Source organism: Polynucleobacter antarcticus (assembly GCF_013307245.1).
In the GTDB taxonomy this organism is placed as follows: Bacteria; Pseudomonadota; Gammaproteobacteria; order Burkholderiales; family Burkholderiaceae; genus Polynucleobacter; species Polynucleobacter antarcticus.
This window is the reverse complement of sequence record NZ_CP028941.1, coordinates 1860420-1882380: the sequence shown is the minus strand read 5'-3', so window position 1 is coordinate 1882380 and position 21961 is coordinate 1860420. Positions and strand designations below refer to the sequence as shown.

General features: G+C 47.1%; 19 protein-coding genes. 6 read left to right on the top strand and 13 right to left on the bottom strand.

Annotated elements, in window-relative coordinates:
- The first annotated feature begins 48 nt into the window (after window positions 1–48).
- The gene (gene mnmA / locus DCO16_RS09710; protein ID WP_173943452.1) at window positions 49–1164 is read left to right on the top strand and encodes a tRNA 2-thiouridine(34) synthase MnmA; all 1116 of its coding nucleotides are present in this window, start codon (window positions 49–51) and stop codon (window positions 1162–1164) included.
- 5 nt (window positions 1165–1169) lie between these two features.
- Here the strand turns inward: mnmA and DCO16_RS09705 are convergent, their stop codons facing one another.
- Entirely contained in the window at window positions 1170–1784 is a 615-nt protein-coding gene (locus tag DCO16_RS09705) for a glutathione S-transferase (protein ID WP_173943451.1), read from the bottom strand.
- 106 nt (window positions 1785–1890) lie between these two features.
- On the opposite strand from DCO16_RS09705, the gene purB reads away from it, so the two are divergent.
- Both purB and DCO16_RS09695 read left to right on the top strand, forming a co-directional pair.
- Window positions 1891–3270 carry an adenylosuccinate lyase gene (gene purB, locus DCO16_RS09700; protein WP_173943450.1) on the top strand — a complete coding sequence of 460 codons (1380 nt, stop codon included), beginning with the start codon at window positions 1891–1893 and terminating at the stop codon, window positions 3268–3270.
- Window positions 3267–4619: a 3-deoxy-D-manno-octulosonic acid transferase gene (locus DCO16_RS09695; protein ID WP_173943449.1), complete on the top strand. Its 1353-nt coding sequence runs from the start codon at window positions 3267–3269 to the stop codon at window positions 4617–4619. Before purB ends, DCO16_RS09695 begins: the two co-directional genes overlap by 4 nt.
- A gap of 4 nt (window positions 4620–4623) precedes the next feature.
- On the opposite strand, the gene secF is transcribed toward DCO16_RS09695, so the two are convergent.
- The 5 genes from secF to queA all read right to left on the bottom strand — a co-directional run bounded on the left by secF (window position 4624) and on the right by queA (window position 10158).
- Window positions 4624–5598, bottom strand: coding sequence for a protein translocase subunit SecF (secF, locus tag DCO16_RS09690; RefSeq protein WP_173943448.1), 975 nt, complete (start codon window positions 5596–5598; stop codon window positions 4624–4626).
- A gap of 3 nt (window positions 5599–5601) precedes the next feature.
- The gene (secD, locus tag DCO16_RS09685; protein ID WP_173943447.1) at window positions 5602–7461 is read right to left on the bottom strand and encodes a protein translocase subunit SecD; all 1860 of its coding nucleotides are present in this window, start codon (window positions 7459–7461) and stop codon (window positions 5602–5604) included.
- A 25-nt stretch (window positions 7462–7486) separates the two neighbouring features.
- Window positions 7487–7813, bottom strand: coding sequence for a preprotein translocase subunit YajC (gene yajC / locus DCO16_RS09680; protein WP_173943446.1), 327 nt, complete (start codon window positions 7811–7813; stop codon window positions 7487–7489).
- A gap of 144 nt (window positions 7814–7957) precedes the next feature.
- Window positions 7958–9115 carry a tRNA guanosine(34) transglycosylase Tgt gene (gene tgt, locus DCO16_RS09675; protein ID WP_173943445.1) on the bottom strand — a complete coding sequence of 386 codons (1158 nt, stop codon included), beginning with the start codon at window positions 9113–9115 and terminating at the stop codon, window positions 7958–7960.
- Window positions 9112–10158 (bottom strand): tRNA preQ1(34) S-adenosylmethionine ribosyltransferase-isomerase QueA, encoded by a 1047-nt coding sequence (gene queA / locus DCO16_RS09670; protein WP_173943444.1) that lies wholly within the window; start codon window positions 10156–10158, stop codon window positions 9112–9114. Before queA ends, tgt begins: the two co-directional genes overlap by 4 nt.
- Before the next feature lie 30 nt (window positions 10159–10188).
- Here queA and recG point away from each other — a divergent pair, with 30 nt between their 5' ends.
- Both recG and ubiA read left to right on the top strand, forming a co-directional pair.
- Entirely contained in the window at window positions 10189–12267 is a 2079-nt protein-coding gene (gene recG / locus DCO16_RS09665; RefSeq protein ID WP_173943443.1) for an ATP-dependent DNA helicase RecG, read from the top strand.
- 19 nt (window positions 12268–12286) lie between these two features.
- A complete protein-coding gene (ubiA, locus tag DCO16_RS09660) occupies window positions 12287–13141 on the top strand; it encodes a 4-hydroxybenzoate octaprenyltransferase (RefSeq protein ID WP_415836227.1) in 855 nt (284 codons plus the stop codon).
- On the opposite strand, the gene proC is transcribed toward ubiA, so the two are convergent.
- Genes proC through DCO16_RS09635 form a run of 5 tightly spaced genes read right to left on the bottom strand, consistent with a single transcriptional unit; the run spans window position 13138 to window position 18671 of the window.
- Window positions 13138–13998 (bottom strand): pyrroline-5-carboxylate reductase, encoded by an 861-nt coding sequence (gene proC / locus DCO16_RS09655; protein ID WP_173943442.1) that lies wholly within the window; start codon window positions 13996–13998, stop codon window positions 13138–13140. The genes ubiA and proC overlap by 4 nt on opposite strands.
- Complete coding sequence (locus DCO16_RS09650) at window positions 13995–14720, bottom strand: YggS family pyridoxal phosphate-dependent enzyme (protein WP_173943441.1); 726 nt, start codon at window positions 14718–14720, stop codon at window positions 13995–13997. Before DCO16_RS09650 ends, proC begins: the two co-directional genes overlap by 4 nt.
- On the bottom strand, window positions 14717–15997 hold the full coding sequence (gene glcF / locus DCO16_RS09645; RefSeq protein WP_173943440.1) for a glycolate oxidase subunit GlcF: 1281 nt from the start codon (window positions 15995–15997) through the stop codon (window positions 14717–14719). The genes DCO16_RS09650 and glcF overlap by 4 nt, the downstream gene beginning before the upstream one ends.
- An 8-nt stretch (window positions 15998–16005) precedes the next feature.
- The gene (gene glcE, locus DCO16_RS09640) at window positions 16006–17166 is read right to left on the bottom strand and encodes a glycolate oxidase subunit GlcE (protein ID WP_173943439.1); all 1161 of its coding nucleotides are present in this window, start codon (window positions 17164–17166) and stop codon (window positions 16006–16008) included.
- Window positions 17166–18671 carry an FAD-linked oxidase C-terminal domain-containing protein gene (locus tag DCO16_RS09635; RefSeq protein WP_173943863.1) on the bottom strand — a complete coding sequence of 502 codons (1506 nt, stop codon included), beginning with the start codon at window positions 18669–18671 and terminating at the stop codon, window positions 17166–17168. Before DCO16_RS09635 ends, glcE begins: the two co-directional genes overlap by 1 nt.
- Window positions 18672–18698: 27 nt before the next feature.
- Between DCO16_RS09635 and DCO16_RS09630 the strand changes: the two genes are divergently transcribed.
- A complete protein-coding gene (locus DCO16_RS09630; RefSeq protein WP_173943438.1) occupies window positions 18699–19268 on the top strand; it encodes a cob(I)yrinic acid a,c-diamide adenosyltransferase in 570 nt (189 codons plus the stop codon).
- 41 nt (window positions 19269–19309) lie between these two features.
- On the opposite strand, the gene DCO16_RS09625 is transcribed toward DCO16_RS09630, so the two are convergent.
- Entirely contained in the window at window positions 19310–20434 is a 1125-nt protein-coding gene (locus tag DCO16_RS09625) for a 3-deoxy-7-phosphoheptulonate synthase (protein ID WP_217426657.1), read from the bottom strand.
- A 19-nt stretch (window positions 20435–20453) separates the two neighbouring features.
- A complete protein-coding gene (tldD, locus tag DCO16_RS09620; protein ID WP_254598038.1) occupies window positions 20454–21944 on the bottom strand; it encodes a metalloprotease TldD in 1491 nt (496 codons plus the stop codon).
- Window positions 21945–21961 lie beyond the last annotated feature (17 nt).

Here is a 21961-nt window from a genome sequence, read left to right as displayed (position 1 = left end):
TTCTACAATGGGGTTTTAGCGTATGTCTTTTTATTTTCGCATTTTTTGATGAGCCAGCCCAATTCTTTTGTAAACCCTTCTTTTCAGCCTAAAAAAGTCGTTGTAGGCATGTCTGGAGGGGTTGACTCGTCTGTAGCAGCTTGGATGCTCAAGCAGCAAGGCTATGAAGTAATTGGCCTATTTATGAAAAATTGGGAAGACGACGATAACGATGCATTTTGCTCTTCACGCCAAGATTGGTTAGATGTTGTTTCTGTAGCTGATTTAATTGGCATTGATGTGGAGGCGGTCAATTTTGCTGCCGAGTACCGCGAACGTGTTTTTGCTGAGTTTCTGCGTGAATATGCGGCTGGCCGCACCCCCAATCCAGATGTCCTATGCAATGCCGAAATTAAATTTAAAGCTTTTTTAGATTATGCTCTTAGCTTGGGGGCAGATGCGATTGCAACTGGGCACTATGCCCGTGTACGCCACGAAGGCGGGAGCACCCAGTTATTGAAGGCGCTAGATGCCAGTAAAGACCAAAGTTATTTCTTGCACCGGTTAACGCAGAGTCAATTGGCAAATGTGATGTTCCCTCTAGGGGAAATTCCAAAAACAGAAGTACGCCAGATTGCTGAGAAGATTGGCTTACACAATGCGCGTAAAAAAGACTCCACTGGTATTTGTTTTATTGGCGAGCGACCATTTCGGGAGTTCTTAAATCGCTATTTACCGCGTATCCCTGGCCCCATTAAAACCCCTGAAGGCAAAGTCGTAGGCGAGCATATGGGCTTGGCTTTCTTCACACTCGGGCAGCGTAAAGGAATTGGCTTAGGGGGCAGTCAGGATGGCAATGGAGACGCTTGGTATGTGGCTCGCAAGGATATGGTGAGCAACACCCTATATGTAGTGCAGGGCCATGAACATCCTTGGTTATCAGCTAATCAGTTGTCTGCAATGGATGCAAGTTGGATTGCTGGGGCGGCACCTGAACTGGGCCAATACGCTGCAAAAACCCGCTATCGCCAAGCTGACTCAAGTTGTGATTTAGTGACCGGGGCAAATGGAGGTTTGAATTTTGAACTCCGCTTTTCAGAAGCGCAGTGGGCAGTAACCCCAGGCCAGTCTGCCGTTTTATATGACGGAGATATTTGCTTAGGCGGCGGTGTTATTTCCGCCTAAGTCACTTAAGCCTTTGGTGGCTCAGTAGCGCTGAAAGAAGGCCGCTGCAACAGCTTTTGATACAAAGTATCTAGGTTGGGATATTGCGTTTGCCACTGAATATCTGGAAAACGCAATAACAAGAAGCCTACAGCGCAACCCACAGCAATATCAGCCAAGGTCATTTGATTGCCATGGCACCAAGCATTTTCACCTAGCTGCGCCGACATTTGGCGTAATGCAGCCTGAATCTTCTCCATTTGACGATCTACCCAAGGCGTACTTTGTTGTTCGGCAGGGCGCCAAGTGCGCTCTAGACGCGCCAAGACGGCCGCATCCATGATGCCATCCGCTAAGGCTTCCCAGGTTTTGACCGCCGCACGTTCACGATTATCACTAGGAATGAGCTTAGAAACCGGACTCAAGCCATCGGCGTACTCTGCAATCACGCGAGAATCATAAATAGCCTCCCCGTCATCAGAAATCAGGCAGGGCACCTTACCGAGGGGGTTAGAGAGGGCAATCTTGGTGTCTGCTGCCCAGACATTCTCTACTGCTAGGTCAACATCTACCTTTTTTTCCAAGAAAACAATGCGTACCTTGCGTACGTAGGGGCTGGTGAGGGATCCGATAAGTTTCATATACCCATTATAGCCATCTAAGCATGCATCCAATCATGTTGGATTTGGCCATGAGAACGCATTAAAATTAGATCTTATTGATATATTTCAAGCAAAGGCAATATTCGTGAGTCAGCCGCTTTCTACCCTCAGCGCACTATCCCCTTTAGATGGCCGCTATGCCGGCAAACTTGATGCCTTAAGGCCTTGGCTCTCCGAAGCTGCCTTTATGCGTCAGCGTGTGTTTGTGGAGATTCATTGGCTATTAGCTTTGTCTGCAGCGGGCCTTCCAGATGTTCCAAAAATTAGTGCGGCTGATGAAGTCTTTTTATTGTCTTTACCAGAGCAGTTTTCAGACGCGGATGCCCAACGTATTAAAGAGATCGAAGCGGTTACAAACCATGATGTCAAAGCGGTGGAATATTTTCTGAAAGAAAAAGTTTCCGGACGCCCTGACTTATTGAAGGCCAGTGAGTTTATTCATTTTGCCTGTACCTCTGAGGACATTAATAACACCTCTCATGGTTTGATGTTGCGGGGCGCGCGCGATGAGGTGCTGCTACCCCAACTTCGAAAAGTGCTTTCTGTATTGACAGATTTGGCGATTGAAAATGCACGGGTACCGATGCTGTCGCGTACGCATGGACAACCTGCCTCTCCCAGCACGCTCGGTAAAGAATTAGCTAATATCGCTAAGCGTTTAGAGCGCGCTATTGAAACGATTGCCGCAGTGCCATTACTAGCAAAAATGAATGGTGCTGTTGGTAACTACAACGCCCATTTATCCGCCTATCCAGATGTAGATTGGGAAAGCTTTTCAAAAGAGGTGATCGAGAAGCGCTTGGGCTTGACCTTCAACCCTTATACGATCCAGATTGAGCCGCACGATGGCATGGCAGAATTGTTTGATGCGATTGCCCGCGCTAATACGATCTTGCTAGATATGGATCGTGACTTCTGGGCCTATATTTCGATTGGTTACTTTAAGCAGCGTACCAAAGCCGGTGAGATTGGCTCTTCAACCATGCCGCATAAAGTCAACCCGATTGATTTTGAAAACTCTGAAGGTAACTTAGGTATAGCAAATGCTTTACTTCGCCACTTAGCAGAAAAGTTACCAATCTCGCGTTGGCAGCGCGACTTAACGGATTCAACGGTCTTGCGTAACTTAGGCCCTGCTTTTGGTCATAGTGTTTTAGCCTATGACAGTGCCTTACGTGGATTAGGAAAATTAGAGGTGAATCACGCTGTGATTGCTGCTGATCTCGATGCTTGCTGGGAAGTCTTGGCAGAGCCAGTACAAACCGTAATGCGTCGCTATGGTATTGAAAATCCCTATGAGCAGCTTAAAGAACTGACGCGTGGAAAGGGCATTAATCAGACAGATTTACAAACCTTTATTCGGGGTTTAAAAATCCCTGATGATGCAAAACAGTTGCTCTTAGCAATGACACCTTCTTCTTATTTAGGTAAGGCGGTCGAATTGACCGAACGTCTCAAAAAGTGAGTTTGTCTCCACACCTTGGGCATACACCGACAAAGTCGCAATACGGTGTCCGCCCCAAGATCTGGTTTGCTGTTTATCAACTGCTGTGGCATCTCGCATTGCCAGTCGCTTTCCTACGACTTGCTTGGCGTACGCGCCACTCCATGGGCTACCTCAGACACTTTTCTGAACGGCTTGGTTTTACTGATGGTAAAGCGATTGAGCAGGGCGCGATTTGGATTCATGCGGTATCTGTTGGTGAGACACGAGCAGCTCAACCTTTAATTGACGCTTACCTGGCGCGTGGCGAAAAGGTTCTCTTAACGCATATGACGCTCAATGGCCGCCTCACTGGTGCTGCTGTTTTTGCTGAGGCCATCGCTGCAGGCCAGTTACGGCAAGCCTATTTACCCTATGACCTTTGTTGGTCAGTCGCTCAATTTATCAATACCTTTAAGCCAAAATTTGGTTTGTTGATGGAAACCGAAGCATGGCCAACAGTAGTGTTTTATTGTTCAGAAATTGGCTTGCCCTTATTTTTAGTCAATGCACGTTTATCGGAGCGAAGTGCACGACGTGTGAATCGCTTTGGCAAAGCAGGCAGATCATTGTTTCAGGCCTTTGCTGGCATCTTGGCGCAAACAGAGCTTGATGCCCAGCGCTATCGTAGTTTGGGTGTTCAGAGAGTGGAGCTGGCGGGTAATATGAAGTTTGATGTCCCGCTTAACCCTAGTCTTGTCAAGCAAGGCAAGTCCTGGAAGCAGGCACTGCATGCAACGAATCGCGTGATGGTATGTGCTGCGAGTACTCGCGATGGTGAAGAAGCCATCCTTCTGAAGATATGGAAAGACGTATTACGCAGTCAGATTTTTAAAACCCCACCATTGCTGTGCATTGTCCCGCGGCATCCTGAGCGCTTCAATGAGGTAGCCAATCAAATTTTGGCTGCGGAACTCAGTTATCGACGTCGTACAGAGTGGGAAGGTGTGCCTCAGGGTTCAGAGATAGATGTGATCTTGGGTGACTCAATGGGTGAGATGCCTTTGTATTTCAGTGCTGCAGATTTGGTAGTCATGGGCGGAAGCATTCTGCCTTTTGGTGGGCAGAACTTGATAGAGGCTTGTGCTGCCGGATGCCCTGTTTTACTCGGGGAGCATACCCATAACTTTCAGCAAGCTAGTTTGGATGCCATAGAGATGGGTGCAGCAAAACGCATTCAGCCGGAAGCGCTAGAGACTACTTTAAAAAGCTTGCTATTGAATTCAGCAGAGTTAGCAAAGATGTCTGTAGCAGCAAAAGAATTTGCTGCTACATACCAAGGTGCCACCCAAAAAATACTATCTATCTTAGACAGGCAAATTTCAAGTTGATGCTTTAAAGTTGCGCCCCGTAGTTGGGGTCATCAGTACGGCTAGCGTCATCGGATTTGCGCTCACTCTTCACAAGATCTTCACGTGTTACACCAAGCCACATCACTATCGATGCCGCTACGAATACGGAAGAATAGATACCAAATAAGATGCCGATCGTCAGTGCTAATGCAAAGTAGTAAAGGCTGGGACCACCAAAAATCAACATGGCCAAAACCATCATCTCCGTACTACCGTGAGTGATCACCGTGCGGCTAATGGTGCTAGTAATCGCATTATCAATAATCTCTCGAGTAGTCATCTTGCGGTATTTGCGAAAGTTTTCACGAATACGGTCAAAGATCACAACGGATTCATTGACGGAGTAGCCTAATACTGCAAGAACTGCGGCCAATACAGAGAGGGAGAACTCCCACTGGAAGAAGGCAAAGAAGCCAAGAATGATCACAATGTCATGTAAGTTCGCAATAATACCGGCCAGCGCAAACTTCCACTCAAAGCGGAAAGACAAATAAATCACAATACCAATAATTACAAAGATCAAGGCTTTCAAGCCATCCCACGCCAACTCTTTACCGACTTGAGGCCCAACAAATTCCACACGCTGTAGTTTGGCGCCTGTAGCGTTGGGATCAAGCGCTTGCATCACTGCTGCACTTTGATCTGCTGAGGGAATCACTTTTCCTTCGGCATCTTTTTGTAATGGCAAGCGAATCATCACATCGCGTGAACTGCCAAAGTTCTGAATTTGGGTATCTGTGTAACCTAGTTTTTCTACGCTCGTACGAATAGATTCAAGGGGGGCAGTCTTCGGATAGGTGACCTCCATGACAGTACCACCAGTGAATTCAATCGATAGGTGCAAACCGTTTTGCCAAAGAAAGAATACTGCTGCAAAGAAAGTAACGAAAGAAACCGCATTAAGCGCCAAGGCATGGCGCATGAAGGGGATATCTTTTTTTATTCGGAAAAATTCCATGATTTATTTCCCCTGTGGACGCCAGACTTGGCCGATAGCGAGTTTCTGAATTTTCTTATGTTTACCGTACCAAAGATTAACAATGCCGCGCGAGAAGAAAACGGCCGAGAACATGGATGTCAAAATACCCAGACAATGTACTACTGCAAATCCTTTAATAGGTCCTGAGCCAAAAGCAAGCAGCGCCAGACCTGCAATAAGAGTTGTGATGTTGGAGTCTAAGATGGTCGCCCATGCTTTATCAAAGCCTACAGCTATCGCAGTGTGTGGCGCAACACCATTACGTAGCTCTTCCCGAATTCGTTCATTGATCAGTACGTTAGAGTCAATCGCCATACCCAATGCCAGTGCCATCGCCGCAATACCTGGCAAGCTTAATGTCGCTTGAAGCATCGACAAAACAGAAATCAAAAGTAATAAGTTGACCGCCAAGGCAATCACCGAGAAAGTACCAAATAAGAGGTAGTAAGCCATCATGAAGAGGGCAATTGCTGCAAATCCAATGATTAAAGAGGTAAAGCCCTTCTCAATATTTTCAGCACCCAGACTTGGGCCAATCGTACGCTCTTCAATAATCTCCATCGGGGCTGCCAAAGAACCTGCACGTAAGAGTAGCGCTAAATCATTGGCGCTTTCAGTGGTGGGCTGACCGGTAATCTGAAACTTAGAACCAAATTCACTTTGAATAGTGGCAATGGTTAATACCTCACCCTTGCCCTTTTCGAACAAGATCATGCCCATTGGCTTACCAATGTTTTCACGTGTGACTTCTTGCATGACACGGCCGCCAGCAGAGTCTAATGAGATATTGACTGAAGGGCGCTGATTTTGATCAAATCCAGCACTGGCATCGGTAATGCGATCACCACTAAAAATCACTGACTTCTTGAAAACACCTAGGCGATTTTCACCAAAGCGAAATACATCCATACCGGGGGGAGGAGTCTCACCAATACCGATTGTCGACACCAGTGGATCAGCTAAGCGTGACTCTAGAGTGGCGGTACGACCAATAATATCTTTTGCACGCGCAGTATCTTGAACGCCTGGCAACTGCACTACGATACGCTCGGCACCTTGCTGTTGAATCACAGGCTCTTTAACCGCTAACTCATTAACGCGTTTATTAAGAGTAACAATATTTTGTTTTACTGCGTTATCTTGAATTTCTTTTAAGGCTGCAGGCTTAAATTCACCGACTAGCTTTGGAGAGAGTCCGGTAGGTTTTACTTGCCAAATCAGATCAGGCTGACTGGTATTTAATAAAGTGCGCGCCTTTTCTGCCTCTTCCGTACTTCCAAAGCTAATAGTGATGCTCTCTGGCCCACGCTCAATACCTTGATGACGCAATGCCTTATCACGCAGTTGACTGCGAATATCGGTCGCTAAGGAAGTCACTTTCTTTTGTACAGCCCCCTTCATGTCTACTTGCAATAGGAAGTAAACACCTCCACGCAAGTCAAGACCAAGCGGCATCGGTAATGCATTGATAGAACTCAGCCACCCCGGTGTATTGGAGAGCAGATTCAAAGCAACAGTGAAATTAGGATCGTTTTGATCGACATTCAATTTTTGCTGTAGTAAGTCACGTGCTTGTAATTGAATATCCGTGTTGTTAAAACGAATTTTTATAGAGCCTACGCTACCGGTAGATTCAAAGAAGATACCGGTAGTACTGATGTTCTGGTCCGCAAGAATTTTTTCTACTCGGGACTGAATCGCTAAATCAACCTTGATGGTTGGTTTAGCGGATGAGACTTGAACCGCCGGAGCCTCTCCGTAAATATTGGGTAATGAATACAGTCCTCCGATCAATAAAGCAACCAGGATGACGATATATTTCCAGAGAGGGTAGCGATTCATATTGAGATACTTTTAAGCAAACAGATTAAGCAGACTTCAATGTGCCTTTTGGCAATACAGCAGTGATCGCACCTTTTTGCATATGTACTTCAGTGCCGGAGGCAATTTCAACGGTGATGGCTTGATCTTTTAAGCTTGTAATCTTGCCTAAGATGCCGCCGATAGTAACCACTTCATCGCCGACTGCTAAAGATTCCAACATCGCTTTGGTTTCTTTTTGACGCTTCATTTGAGGGCGAATCATGATGAAGTACAAAACGACAAACATCAGGGCCAAAGGAAGAAAACTCATCAAACCACCAGCATCTAGGCCCGCGGCTGGAGCCTGGGCAAACGCGTTACTAATCCACATATAAAACCTCCGATAATGATCAAAAAAAACTGCTTAAAATTTAGGCTGGTAAGGCACAGCCGTCAACCTACAATTCTAAACTGTATGGGGCTTGGAAGCCTGATTTAAGGCAGGCAATGCTTAGCGCTTACTGCCAAAGGGGTATTAATCCTGCCCTGGCTCCACACCACGTTGGCGATTTTGGTGAAATTCCTCGCGGTAGGCGCTAAATCGGTCCTTGCGAAGCGATTCTCTGACCTCTTCCATGAGCTGCAAGTAGTAGGAAAGGTTATGGATCGTATTGAGCTGGGAGCCCAAGATCTCATTCGCCTTCTGCAGATGATTGAGATAGGATCTGGTGAAATTTTGGCAGGTGTAGCAAGCGCAAGTTGGGTCTACAGGGCGGTCATCCTCTTTATAGCCGGCATTTCTGAGTTTCAGGTCACCAAAGCGAGTAAAGAGCCAGCCATTCCTCGCATTGCGGGTAGGCATGACACAGTCAAACATATCGATACCAAGGCTGACGCCCAAGATCAGATCTTCTGGTGTGCCTACGCCCATTAAATAATGGGGCATATGCTCTGGCAGTTTGGGTGCGGTGAAGTTTAAGATACGCTCAAATTCAGGTTTTGGTTCTCCTACAGAGAGGCCGCCAATAGCAATGCCATCAAACCCTTGCTGACTGACAGCATCTAAGGAGAACTCACGCAGGTTTTCAAACATGCCGCCTTGGACAATCCCAAATAGGCCGTTACCGGTCTCAAGTTCCCGAAAGCGCTTTAAGGAGCGATCGCCCCAACGCAGCGACATTTCTAGTGAGGCACGTGCAGTTTTTTCTGTAGTAGATTGCCCTTTGATTTCATAAGGAGTGCATTCATCAAACTGCATAGCGATGTCACTATTGAGGATTGCCTGAATCTCCATAGAGACTTCTGGCGACATAAATAATTTATCGCCATTAATGGGGGAGGCGAAAGTGACGCCCTCTTCAGAAATTTTTCTCAAAGCACCTAAGCTAAACACCTGAAAGCCACCAGAGTCAGTCAGGATGGGTTTATCCCAAGCCATAAAGCGATGTAAGCCACCATGTTTTTTAATCACCTCTAATCCTGGTCGTAGCCAGAGATGAAAGGTATTACCCAGAATAATTTGTGCTTTAGCCTCATGTAAATCCCGTGGCGTCATCGCTTTCACGGTGCCATAAGTGCCCACGGGCATGAAGATGGGAGTTTGAACACTGCCATGAGGCAAGTCCAGCTGACCGAGGCGGGCAGGGCTCGCGGAATCACGCGCCAAAATATTAAAGTGAATGGGTTTGGTCATGAGTGGGGATGAGGGGTGCGACTTAACAACATGGCATCGCCGTAACTAAAAAAACGATATTCATTGGCAATGGCGTGTTGGTAAGCATGACGGATATTATCCACCCCAGCAAAAGCGCTGACGAGCATTAATAAAGTGGACTTTGGTAAATGAAAGTTTGTGAGTAAGCAATCGACTGTTTTAAAGACAAAGCCAGGGGTAATAAATAAATTCGTTTCACCATTACTTTGTTGATTAATGGCATAACTTTCGAGAGTGCGCAAACTGGTAGTGCCCACAGCAATCACTCTACCGCCATTGCGACGGGTATTTTCAATTGCTTTTAATGTTTCTGGCGGAATAGAAAACCACTCGTAATGCATCTGGTGCTTACTTAAGTCCTCTTCTCGCACGGGAGTAAAAGTCCCTGCACCCACATGTAATGTAATAGTGGCATGGACAACACCACGCTCACCGAGGGCGCTCAAGATACTCTGATCGAAATGCAGTCCAGCCGTAGGGGCAGCTACAGCACCCGGGTTTTTGGCTACTACAGTTTGATAGCGATTACTATCCTCTTCATTAGGGTCATGCTCAATATAGGGCGGCAAAGGGAGCTCACCAAAGCGTTCTAGTACTGAGAAAATCTCTTCTGGAAAAAGAACTTCATAAAACCGGCCATCATAGCAAATCATTTCAACGGGGAAGCTTTCACCCGCTGAGTTATGAATGTGAATCACCCCACCAATTTTGGGCACTTTGGAGGCTCGAATTTGCACCCAAGCTTGTTTATCCCCACTAATCCGCTCAATTAATAACTCAACAACGCCACCAGTCTCTTTTTTTCCGTGTAAGCGGGCAGGGATGACCTTAGTGTCATTAAAAATGAGTAAATCCCTAGGATTAACAAGGTCAAGGATGTCCCGAAATTGCCGGTCGACTAATTGGGCTGCATTATCCCCCTGAGGCCTGACCTCTAGGAGGCGGCTATCGGTTCTGTTGGCCAGGGGATGCTGGGCAATCAGATGGGGCGGGAGGTCGTAATTGAAGTCGGAAAGTTGCATAGCATTACCATCAGGTATTGGATTTTAACGATGACTCGCAAGCAACCGCCAACTTCACTCGAAAAAATGGGCTTAAACAGCCCTATGGCCCTTGCTTTGCACCTGCCATCCCGCTATGAAGATGAAACTGAACTCTTTACGATTGATGAGGCTCTGGGACTAGGAAAGTTTCACGCGATTCAGACTCAGGGAGTGGTGATCCGCAGTCAAGTGCTCTTTCGTCCCAGAAGACAGTTGTTGGTCACGATTGAGGATGATACCGCCTCTTTGCAATTGCGTTTTCTCAATTTTTATCCAAGCCAACAAAAGCAAATGGCAGTTGGCAGCCATGTCCGAGTTCGAGGAGAAGTGCGCGACGGGTTTTTGGGTGCGGAGATGGTCCATCCGGTCGTGCGCGCCGTGACTCCTGATGCACCCTTATCACACAGTTTGACACCGGTATATCCCGCTAGTGCTGGATTGTCTCAGGCTGTGATTCGTAAAGCAGTACTGCAAGCGTTACGTGAGCCCAGCTTAAAGGACAGTTTGGCTGAATTTTTACCTAGCAGCTTGATGTCAGAAATTTTGCCAAGCCAGGATTGGCCACCCTTACAAGATGCGATTACGTATTTGCATCAGCCCCCCGCAGATGCCGATACTCAGGCTTTGTTAGAGCGCACTCATCCAGCATGGCGTCGCGTGCAGTTTGAAGAACTGCTTGCGCAACAAATTTCATTAAAACGTGCCCATGCTATTCGGAGAGAAAGACGCGCGCCGAGTTTTGAAAAGAGCTTCTCAAAAACCTCAGGAGAAGAAAGTATTGAGGCAGGCTTATTGGGCGTATTACCATTTCAATTAACGGGTGCTCAAGAGCGTGTATGGGCAGAAATTGACCATGATGTATCCCAAGTATTCCCGATGAACCGCTTATTACAAGGCGATGTGGGTAGCGGTAAGACGGTGATTGCAGCCTTGGCAGCGGCTCGTATGATGGATCGGGGCTATCAAGCAGCCATCATGGCGCCTACAGAAATTCTGGCAGAGCAACACTATCGCAAAATGCAAGAGTGGTTTGGGCCCTTAGGTGTCAAGATTGCCTGGCTGTCTGGTAGCTTAAAAGCGAAAGAAAAAAGGCTTGCGCAAGAAATGATTGAGAGCGGTAGTGCGCAGCTCATTATTGGAACGCATGCCCTGATTCAGGATAAGGTGAGTTTTTCTAAGCTGGGATTGGCGGTGATTGATGAACAACATCGTTTTGGCGTTAGGCAGCGTTTAGAAATTCAGCAACGCGTTGGCTCAGAACTATTTTATTGTCATCAGTTGATGATGTCTGCAACACCAATACCCCGTACCTTAGCAATGACCTACTATGCAGATCTGGATGTTTCTGTGATTGATGAATTACCCCCTGGTCGCAAACCCATTACTACTAAAGTAGTGAAAGCTTCTCGTCGAGATGAAGTCATTGGGGGTTTGCACGATTGGTTATCCAAAGGGCTGCAAGCTTATTGGGTTTGCCCTTTAATTGAAGAGTCTGAAGTCTTGCAATTACAGACAGCAGTCGAGAGTTTTGAGCAGCTGACGCTAGCACTCCCCAACTTTACAGTGGGCTTAGTCCATGGGCGTTTAAAAAGCGAAGAGAAGGCTGCCGTGATGGCAGCGTTTAAGGCAAATCAAATCCAGCTGTTGGTTGCTACTACGGTGATTGAGGTGGGAGTGGATGTTCCTAATGCAGCACTGATGGTGATTGAGCATGCAGAACGATTTGGATACGCCCAAATACATCAGCTCAGGGGACGAGTAGGGCGCGGCTCAGCAGATTCAGTCTGCATTTTGATGTATGCAGAGCCCTTATCTATGGCGGCGAAAGAGCGCCTTCAAACCTTACGAGAAACGAGTGATGGCTTTGTGATTGCAGAGCGAGATTTATCGTTACGCGGCCCCGGAGAACTACTTGGCGCAAAGCAATCAGGCGATGCCATGCTCCGCTTTGTCGATTTGCAACGCGATGCGTGGTTAATTGAATTGGCCCAAGTGGCGGCTGATCGTCTATTGAATGAACATGCGGATTTAGTCGAGAGGCATTTAGCGCGTTGGCTTGGATCACGTACAGAATTTCTGAAAGCGTGATAATCGCATGATGAATTTTATTCTGCAGCGATTGCTTGCTTATGCCTATTTGATTCGTCTTGATAAGCCGATCGGCACCCTACTGTTGTTATGGCCCACCCTTTGGGCGCTTTGGTTGGCCAGTGGGGGATTTCCAGAATGGTCTTTCCTGATTATTTTTTCCATCGGTACCTTTTTGATGCGTAGTGCAGGGTGCGCTATGAATGACTATGCCGATCGTGAATTTGATCGTCATGTTTTAAGAACTCAGGGTAGACCCATTACCAGTGGCAAGATTTCTGGAAAAGAAGCTTTAGTGATTGCTGCCAGTTTGGCATTGCTTGCCTTTTTATTAATTCAACCTCTGAATGAGCTTACCAAAGAACTCTCATTTCTTGCGGTAGCAGTTGCCATTATTTACCCCTTCACGAAACGTTTTTTTGCACTTCCACAGGCGGTCTTGGGCATTGCATTTGGCTTTGGTATTCCGATGGCCTATGCGGCAGTATTAGGCTTCATTCCGCTAGAGGCCTGGATATTGTTTGTGGGTAACGTGTTCTGGGCGATTGCCTATGACACGGCTTATGCCATGGTGGATCGAGAAGATGATCTACGCTTAGGTTTGAGAACTTCCGCCATTACATTTGGCCGTTTTGATGTCCTAGCAATTGGAGTGAGTTACAGCATCCTCCTTGTCAGTCAAATAGTCGTCGCTGAGCTCGTTAATTTAAGTCATTACTTTTGGATCGGATGGACTCTTGCCCTGGCTTGCGCTTTATATCACCTCAAATTAGTTTCTAGTAGAAAGCGTGAGGATTGTTTTAAGGCTTTTCGGCACAACAACTGGCTAGGCGGATTTTTATTTCTAGGAATTGTGTTGGGTTTAGGGTTCTAGTTCTTACCCAATTCATCACCCATAGTTTGGCCACGTTGATTAGCCGCTTCGATGGCTTTTTCAAGAGCGCCATGCCAATCGAGTTGTTTTAGCACATCCAATGCGGCGGCAGTGGTGCCGCCTTTAGAAGTAACACGCTCACGCAGCACTCCAGCATGCTCATCAGAGTTATGAGCTAACTGTGTCGCTCCTTCAAGGGTTGCATAGGCCAGCTTACGGGCAGTGACTGAATCCAACCCTAGCTTTTCACCACTAGTCTGCAGTGCTTCTAAAAAAGCAAAGACATAGGCTGGACCACTTCCCGAGACTGCCGTTACGGCATCCATGAGTTTTTCTTCATGAACCCACACCGTTTGACCTACCGCTTTGCAAATCGTTTCTGCTAGGGCGCGGTCAGTATCATTGATGGTGGCTTGTGCAAATAATCCCGTAATACCCATACCAATTAGAGCGGGTGTATTAGGCATCGCACGAATGCAGCGCGCATGATCCAGCCAACGGCTCATATCTTGTAAGCGTATACCAGCGGCAATACTCACAATCAGCGGACCGGCTGTTGTTGCATGTTTTAGTTTGGCGCTTAAGGTCTTAGAGACAATATGAAAGTCTTGTGGCTTGATAGCCATGACGACGACATTCTCTTTGGAAAAATCAAAATCAATGCGCTCTACAGAGTCGAGTACTTGAACACCAAAATCCTGTTGCAAGTTTTGGCTAGTAGCAGGATTAGCCTCCACTACGGATATCTGCTCAGACTGAAACCCATTTACCAATAATCCGCTGATTAAGGCGCGGCCCATATTGCCGCCCCCAATAAAGGTGATGCGGGCATTCTGGTTTAAGTTTGCTGTGTTCATGCCGTAATCTTATCGCGCTTCCCGAAAATAGCAGTACCTACTCGAACAATCGTACTGCCTTCCGCAATAGCAGCTTCCATATCGTCTGACATACCCATCGATAAAGTGTCAAAGAAATCAAAACCAAAATCCTGTGCGTGCTTGAGTTTTATGCCGACGAAATAATCTCGTACCGCTTCAAAGGCTTGGCGTTGTTCCTCAGGTTTGCTACTAGGTGCTGGAATGGCCATCAACCCCCTTAAAACCAAATTGGGCAGTTTAGTGATTGCCTCACAAAGTGCCTCTACCTCGATTTTGGATGCGCCACTTTTACTGGTTTCATCGCTAATGTTGATTTGTACGCAAACCTGAAGTGGTTCCAATTTAGGAAACTCACCCCGTTGAGCCGATAGACGCTCTGCAATTTTGAGGCGGTCGATGCTATGTACCCAGTCAAAATGCTCCGCCACGTCAGCAGTTTTATTACTTTGTATTGGTCCAATAAAATGCCATTGCAACCAGGGGCGTAATTTAGCGAGCTGTTGTACTTTCTCAACACCTTCTTGAACATAGTTTTCACCAAAAGCAGTTTGTCCAGCATGCATCGCCTCTTCAACCGCTCTAGCTGGAAAGGCCTTGCTGACCGCAAGTAGCAAAATATCTTCAGGCTCACGTTTTGCTGCCACGGCAGCGAGCTCCAATCTCTGCTTTACCATCATCAAATTAGTACTGATTTGATTCATGCTGGTGCGCTAGATTTTTGGGTGATTAACTGATCAACGATTTCAATCCAATGCAATACCGGTGTATCGTCTTGTTGAAGATGGGCAATACAACCCACATTGCCCGACACGATTATTTGCGAGCCGGACTCTTGGCAAGCAGTTTGCAGATGAGCCAATTTATTTTTACGTAATTGCTCTGACAACTCTGGTTGAGTCACTGAGTAGGTTCCCGCAGAGCCGCAGCACAGGTGACTGTCTGCACATAAGCGCACGCCAATACCGATGCTAGATAAGAGCCCTTCTACTTTTCCACGAATTTGTTGTCCATGTTGCAAGGTGCAGGGCGGGTGGTAGATCACACCCGCTTTGGGGTCGACCCCAACGATTGCAGCCAACTCCGCTTGTAAGTCGGGCATGATTTCTGAGATATCTTTGGTCAGATCGGCAATGGTTTTTGCTTTCATGGCATATGCGGGGTCCTTGGCAAAGAGGTGGCCATAATCTTTGACCATCACTCCACAACCAGATGCCGTCATCACAATGGCTTCCACGCCACTTTCTATTAGGGGCCACCAGGCATCTATATTTTGCTTAGCATTATCGAGTCCACCGGCTTGATCATTAAGGTGATAGCGAAGCGCACCACAGCATGTTGCATTCGGAGCGCTAATGAGCTGCACTTGAAGTGCATCCAATACCCGCGCTGTAGCAGAATTAATATTCGGCAGCATGCCTGGCTGAACACAACCTTCCAGCAACAGCATTTTGCGTGCATGGGTCGCTTGCGGTCTTGCATAAGGATCGGTAGTACTAGCCAATGCTTTGTTTTTAACTTCTGGAACTTTGCGTTTGATGCTGCTTGGCATGAGGGGTCGTATTAAACGCCCCAGTGTCATTGCAGAGTTAAAAAGAATTGGACTTGTTAAACCTTCCTTGAGAGCCCAACGCGTCAGTCTTTGGGATAAGGGGCGTGGGGCAGTATTTTCTTCTGCCCATTTACGGCCGATATCAATAAGGTTGCCATATTGCACACCACTTGGGCAGGTGGTCTCACAATTACGGCAAGTTAGACAACGATCGAGATGAAGACGGGTTTTCTCGGTAGGTGCCTGCCCTTCTGCCATTTGCTTAATGAGATAGATACGTCCCCGTGGACCATCTAATTCATCACCCAGAATTTGATAGGTAGGACAGGTAGCGGTGCAGAAACCACAGTGCACACATTTACCTAGAATGCTGGCGACCTCAATACCCTCTGGGGTATTAGCGAATTGGGGAGCGAGTTGAGTTTGCATATTCAGGCTTATGGAAGACGGTGAGTAGCGAATACGCCCGCTGGATCAAAGGCGGCTCTGAGGCGTGCTTGCACGGCCTCTAATGCTGCCGAATGGGTTTGTTCGCTCAGCAGAGTAAAACGCTGCTTGCTTGGATCAACATGTGATCCCTGCCTAAAACGGCTGGCATGTCCGCCATGAATGTTGGCTAAGTTTTTGATGGCTGTAAAAGTTGTATCGTCACTGGGTGCTTTAAACCATCTTTGTTGTCCGTGCCATTCGAGTGCAATGTCATCCTGTCCATTGGAGAGCGTGAGTGGACCACAGGCAGCTGGTAGCGCTAAACGATAGAGCGTTTCATCATCCTGAAGATTTGTAAAAACGGATAATTGCTGTTCACGTAAATCCGTCCAAAACGCGGTGGCTACATTGGGGTCTAATTCTGTTGTATTGATAACTGAATTGATGAGAGGAATAGCTGATTTGACTGCCGCAACGGCGCCCGCCAGACGAATCGTTAATTCACCCACTTGATCTGATGATGTGGAGCCTATCCAGCAACTCGCAGATAAAGGAATAGGTTGGCCTGCCCATTCATTCAATAATGTGAGCGCGCGTGCTTGAGGTAACGAACAGCGGAGTGTTGCAGTCGCTGCAGGCTTGGGTAATACCTTCACAGAGGCCTCTAGCAGAAGCGCTAGGGTTCCTAATGAACCTGGTAATAAGCGAGAGATGTCATAGCCGGCGACATTCTTCATCACTTTGCCGCCGAAGGACAAAGCTTGACCCTTGCCATCCATAATGCGAGCGCCCAATACAAAATCTCTCAGATTGCCTGCGGTGATGCGGCCTGGTCCTGCAAGACCTGCGGCGATGGCACCACCAAAAGTAGCGCCCTCACCAAAGTGGGGTGGCTCAAAAGGAAGTATCTGATTTTTTTCTGCCAGTGCAGCCGTAATATCTTTTAAAGGAGTGCCTGCACAAGCAGTAATCACGAGTTCTTCAGGCTGATATTCCAAGATGCCAGAGTAAGCGCGAGTATCTAATTTAGTAAAAGTATTTACATTTCCGTACCAAGCTTTAGTCCCACCCCCTTGAATCGAAAGAGGTGTTTGGGTTTGAGCAGCAGCTAAAATTTGTTCACGAAACTGATCAATCTGCGGATTACTATCAACCTTCCCATACGACATTAAAAGCGCTCCAATTCAGGGTGGGGTAACTTGCCACCACTGATACGCATGCGACCATACTCTGCACAACGACTTAAGGTAGGAATAGCTTTATTAGGATTCATTAAACGTTCTGGGTCAAAGGCGCTTTTGACGCCCCAGAAAGACTCTCGTTCACCTTCACCGAATTGAACGCACATGGTATTAATTTTTTCAATACCTACTCCATGTTCACCAGTGATGGTGCCATCTAATTCAACACACGCTTCTAGAATTTCTGTGCCGAAGTCTTCTGCACGATGCCATTCTTCTTGATCAGCACCATTAAACAAAATAAGGGGATGCATATTGCCATCACCTGCATGAAAGACGTTCAGACAAGCAAGACCATACTTCTTCTCCATGGCTTGAATACGTCTCAGCAAGGTCGCAATATGTCTACGTGGAATAGTGCCATCCATACAGTAGTAGTCAGCAGCTAGTCGTCCTGCTGCAGGAAAGGCATTTTTGCGACCGCTCCAAAACTTCAAACGTTCAGATTCATCTTGAGAAATACGAATACCACTAGCACCTGCATTTTCGAGCACGCGCGTCATCCGCTCAATTTCTTCTTCAACCTCTTCAGGTGTTCCATCGGACTCACAGAGCAAGATCACTTCTGCCTCCAGATCGTAGCCCGCATGTACAAATTCTTCCACCGCTCTAGTGGTGGCCTTATCCATCATCTCAAGGCCAGCAGGAATAATGCCTGCAGCGATGATTGCGGCTACCGCATCACCCCCTTTTTCAATGTTGTCAAAGCTGGCCATAATCACGCGCGCTAATTTAGGCTTGGCGACTAATTTAACGGTGACTTCAGTGACTACTGCCAACATGCCTTCACTGCCAATGACAACGGCTAATAAATCTAAGCCTGGGGAGTCTGGTGCATGGCTGCCGAATTCAACAATTTCACCGTTCATTAGAATGCCGCGAACGCGCAGAACGTTATGTAAGGTCAGGCCATATTTAAGGCAATGGACGCCACCAGAGTTTTCATTGACGTTACCGCCAATCGAGCAGGCAATTTGAGAAGAGGGGTCTGGAGCGTAATACAGCCCAAGGTGGGCAACTGCTTCAGAAATAGCGAGATTACGAACGCCTGGTTGCACGACTGCAGTGCGCGTAAAAGGGTCAATCTTGATGATTTTTTTGAGTTTCGCTAAAGACAGGACCAGGCCCTGAGATATCGGCATCGCTCCACCCGACAGCCCAGTTCCAGCACCACGGGGTACCACGGGGATTTGCATGGCAAAACAAACCTTCAAAATTTGGCTTACTTGCGCTTCCGTTTCCGGTAAAGCTACAGCCAAAGGCATGCGCCGGTAGGCGGCCAGGCCGTCACATTCGTAGGGAATGGTGTCCTCAGGCTCCCAAAGAAGGGCATATTCCGGAAGAATCGGGCGCAAGGCCTCTACCAATTTGGATTGAAGGGCGGTTATGGCCGCAAGTTCGGGGGGAGGGGTCACCATATTCATAGGAATCATTTTAGCCACTTACCTATAATTAGTTTTATGGGAAATCGACTTTCAAAAATAGCCACTAGAACTGGCGATGCAGGCATGACTGGGCTTGGCGATGGCAGTCGCGTGGAAAAGGACCATTTGCGCATCTGTGCCATGGGGGACGTAGATGAGCTGAACTCTGAAATCGGCGTTCTCATGACCCAAGCCATTCCCGAGAGCTTGGCAGATGAGCTAAAAACCCTGTTTTTGCAGGTACAGCATGATTTATTTGATTTGGGTGGAGAGCTATGTATCCCCAACTTCACATTGCTCAAACCAGAACAGGTAGCCCAAATTGATATTTGGCTCGAAAAATATAATGCCACTTTGCCGCCACTCACTGAATTTATTCTGCCGGGTGGTACTAGTGCCGCTGCTCAGGCACATGTATGCCGTACAGTTTGTCGGCGTGCTGAACGATCCATCGTCCGCTTAGGTTGGGAAGAGCCTTTGTATGACGCGCCCCGTCAATACGTCAATCGTTTATCCGATCTTTTATTTGTGTTGTCGCGCGTACTCAATCGCTCTGCTGGTGGAAGTGATGTGCTTTGGAAGCACGAAAAAAAAGAGGCTAAGTAAATTAGCCTCTTTGCGAGTTTCTAGTTTTCTAAATCTCAGTATTATTTCTTAGCTTTTCTACTGTTCTTCACCGCTAGTGCTAGGCGTTGAAGCACGTTGACAGAGTCTTCCCAATTAATACAGGCATCCGTAATACTTTGTCCGTAGGTTAGTTTTCTGGGATCGTCTTTACCCGGTGAGAATTTTTGTGCACCCTCTATGAGGTGACTCTCAATCATGACACCAAAAATCTGCTGTGAACCAGATTCAATTTGCTCTGCAATATTCTCAGCAACTACGATTTGGCGCTCATGTTTCTTGCTAGAGTTTGCGTGAGAAAGATCCACCATTAAACGGGCTGGAAGCTTTGCAGCTGCGAGTTCAGCACATGCCTCTTGCACAAACTTTGCCTCATAGTTTGGCTCTTTACCACCGCGCAAGATAACGTGACAATCCTTATTGCCTTTAGTTTCCACAATCGATACTTGACCATTTTTATGCACAGACAAAAAGTGGTGTGGACGGCTTGCTGCTTGTATAGCATCGGTTGCAATTTTGATATTGCCATCGGTACCATTTTTAAAGCCAATAGGTGCAGATAAACCGGATGCCAGTTCGCGATGGATCTGACTTTCTGTTGTACGTGCTCCAATGGCGCCCCAAGAAATCAGATCAGCAATATATTGTGGAGAAATTACGTCCAAGAATTCACTACCTGCAGGCATGCCTAAGCGATTAATTTCCATGAGAACTTGACGCCCCATACGCAGGCCTTCTTCAATGCGATAGCTCTCATCTAAGTACGGATCGTTAATCAGGCCTTTCCAACCAACCGTTGTTCGAGGCTTTTCAAAATAGACCCGCATCACAATTTCTAGTTCACCAGCAAAGCGCTCACGCTCAGCGACTAATCGCTGGCAATACTCTAGTGCTGCGCTGGGATCATGAATCGAGCATGGACCAATAATGACCAAGAGGCGATCATCTTTGCCATGAATGATGTCGCGAATTTTTTTACGCGTTTTACCAATTAATGATTCAGTGGGAGTACCTGCAATAGGAAAAAAGCGAATTAAATGCTCTGGCGGAGGCAGAACGGTAATATTCTCAATGCGTTGATCATCTGTATCCAACGTTTTATCGACGACGGCATACCAATTAGCGGGGTTCGTGTTTTGTTGGCTCATACGACTATTTTAAGCCGTATCAGGCAGTTCCACCCACAGTTAGGCTGTCGATACGTAAAGTCGGCTGCCCAACACCCACAGGAACACTTTGACCTTCTTTGCCGCAAACCCCCACCCCACCATCTAATTTGAGGTCATTTCCGATCATGGACACCTGCTTTAGGGACTCAGGCCCACTACCAATAATCGTAGCCCCTTTAACCGGATATTGAATTTTCCCATTCTCTACCCAGTACGCTTCAGAAGCAGAAAAGACAAATTTACCGCTAGTGATATCTACCTGCCCACCACCAAAATTGACAGCATAAAGACCACGCTTAATGCTTGCCACGATTTCTTGAGGATCATCTTTGCCGGCTAGCATGTAGGTGTTGGTCATACGGGGCATCGGTAAGGACGCAAAGCTTTCGCGACGGCCATTACCGGTAAGTGGCATATTCATCAGGCGTGCATTCAAACTATCCTGAATATAGCCCTTCAAAATACCATCTTCAATCAAAGTGGTGCATTGGGTAGGCGTACCTTCGTCATCGATATTGAGTGAGCCGCGACGACCTGAGAGGGTGCCATCATCCACTACAGTAACGCCTTTGGCAGCAACTCGCTGACCAATGCATCCAGCGAATGCAGAAGATCCCTTGCGATTAAAGTCACCTTCTAGCCCATGACCCACTGCTTCATGCAATAGGACACCGGGCCATCCGGGTCCCATGACCACAGTCATTGGACCCGCGGGAGCCGGGCGGGACTCTAAATTAATAAGTGCTCCATCTACCGCATCATCAACATATTGATTAATAAGCTCGGTATTAAAGTAGTGATAATCATGGCGTGCACCACCACCAGAAGAGCCTGATTCGCGGCGGCCATTTTGCTCAGCAATCACATGGACAGATACTCTGACCAAGGGACGTACATCAGCAGCCAGAAGACCATCTGCTCTGACTACTAGTACCACATCGAATTCACCAGCAAGGCTTGCCATTACTTGAATGATGCGGGGATCACGTGCCTTAGCACGACGCTCAATACTTTCAAGAAGGGCGATCTTTTCTTGTGGTGCTAGCGATTCCAAGGGATTTAAATCAGAGTAAAGCTCATTGGAGATGGGCGTAAATAGTTTGCTAGCTACCGCTTGCTTGCCACCTTGGGGGCCAATCACCCTAGTAGATTTAGCAGCCTTATTTAGAGCTTCTAGATTAATTTCATCGGAGTAGGCAAATGCTGTTTTATCGCCATAAATGGCACGAACACCTACACCTTGATCAATATTAAAACTGCCAGATTTGACGATACCCTCTTCAAGACTCCAACTCTCGCTTCGCGTGTGTTGAAAATAGAGATCTGCATCATCCAGCTGGTGAGCAAACATACTACCAAAAGTGCGATGTAAATCCTGCTCAGAAAGTCCAGTAGGCTCCAGCAAAATGGATTTAGCGAGCTTGATGAGATCTGCTTGCTTCTTAGGTTTAGTCCAATCACTTGGAAATAAGGTGTCAGGTACTTTCATCGTAATCTGGCTGAACT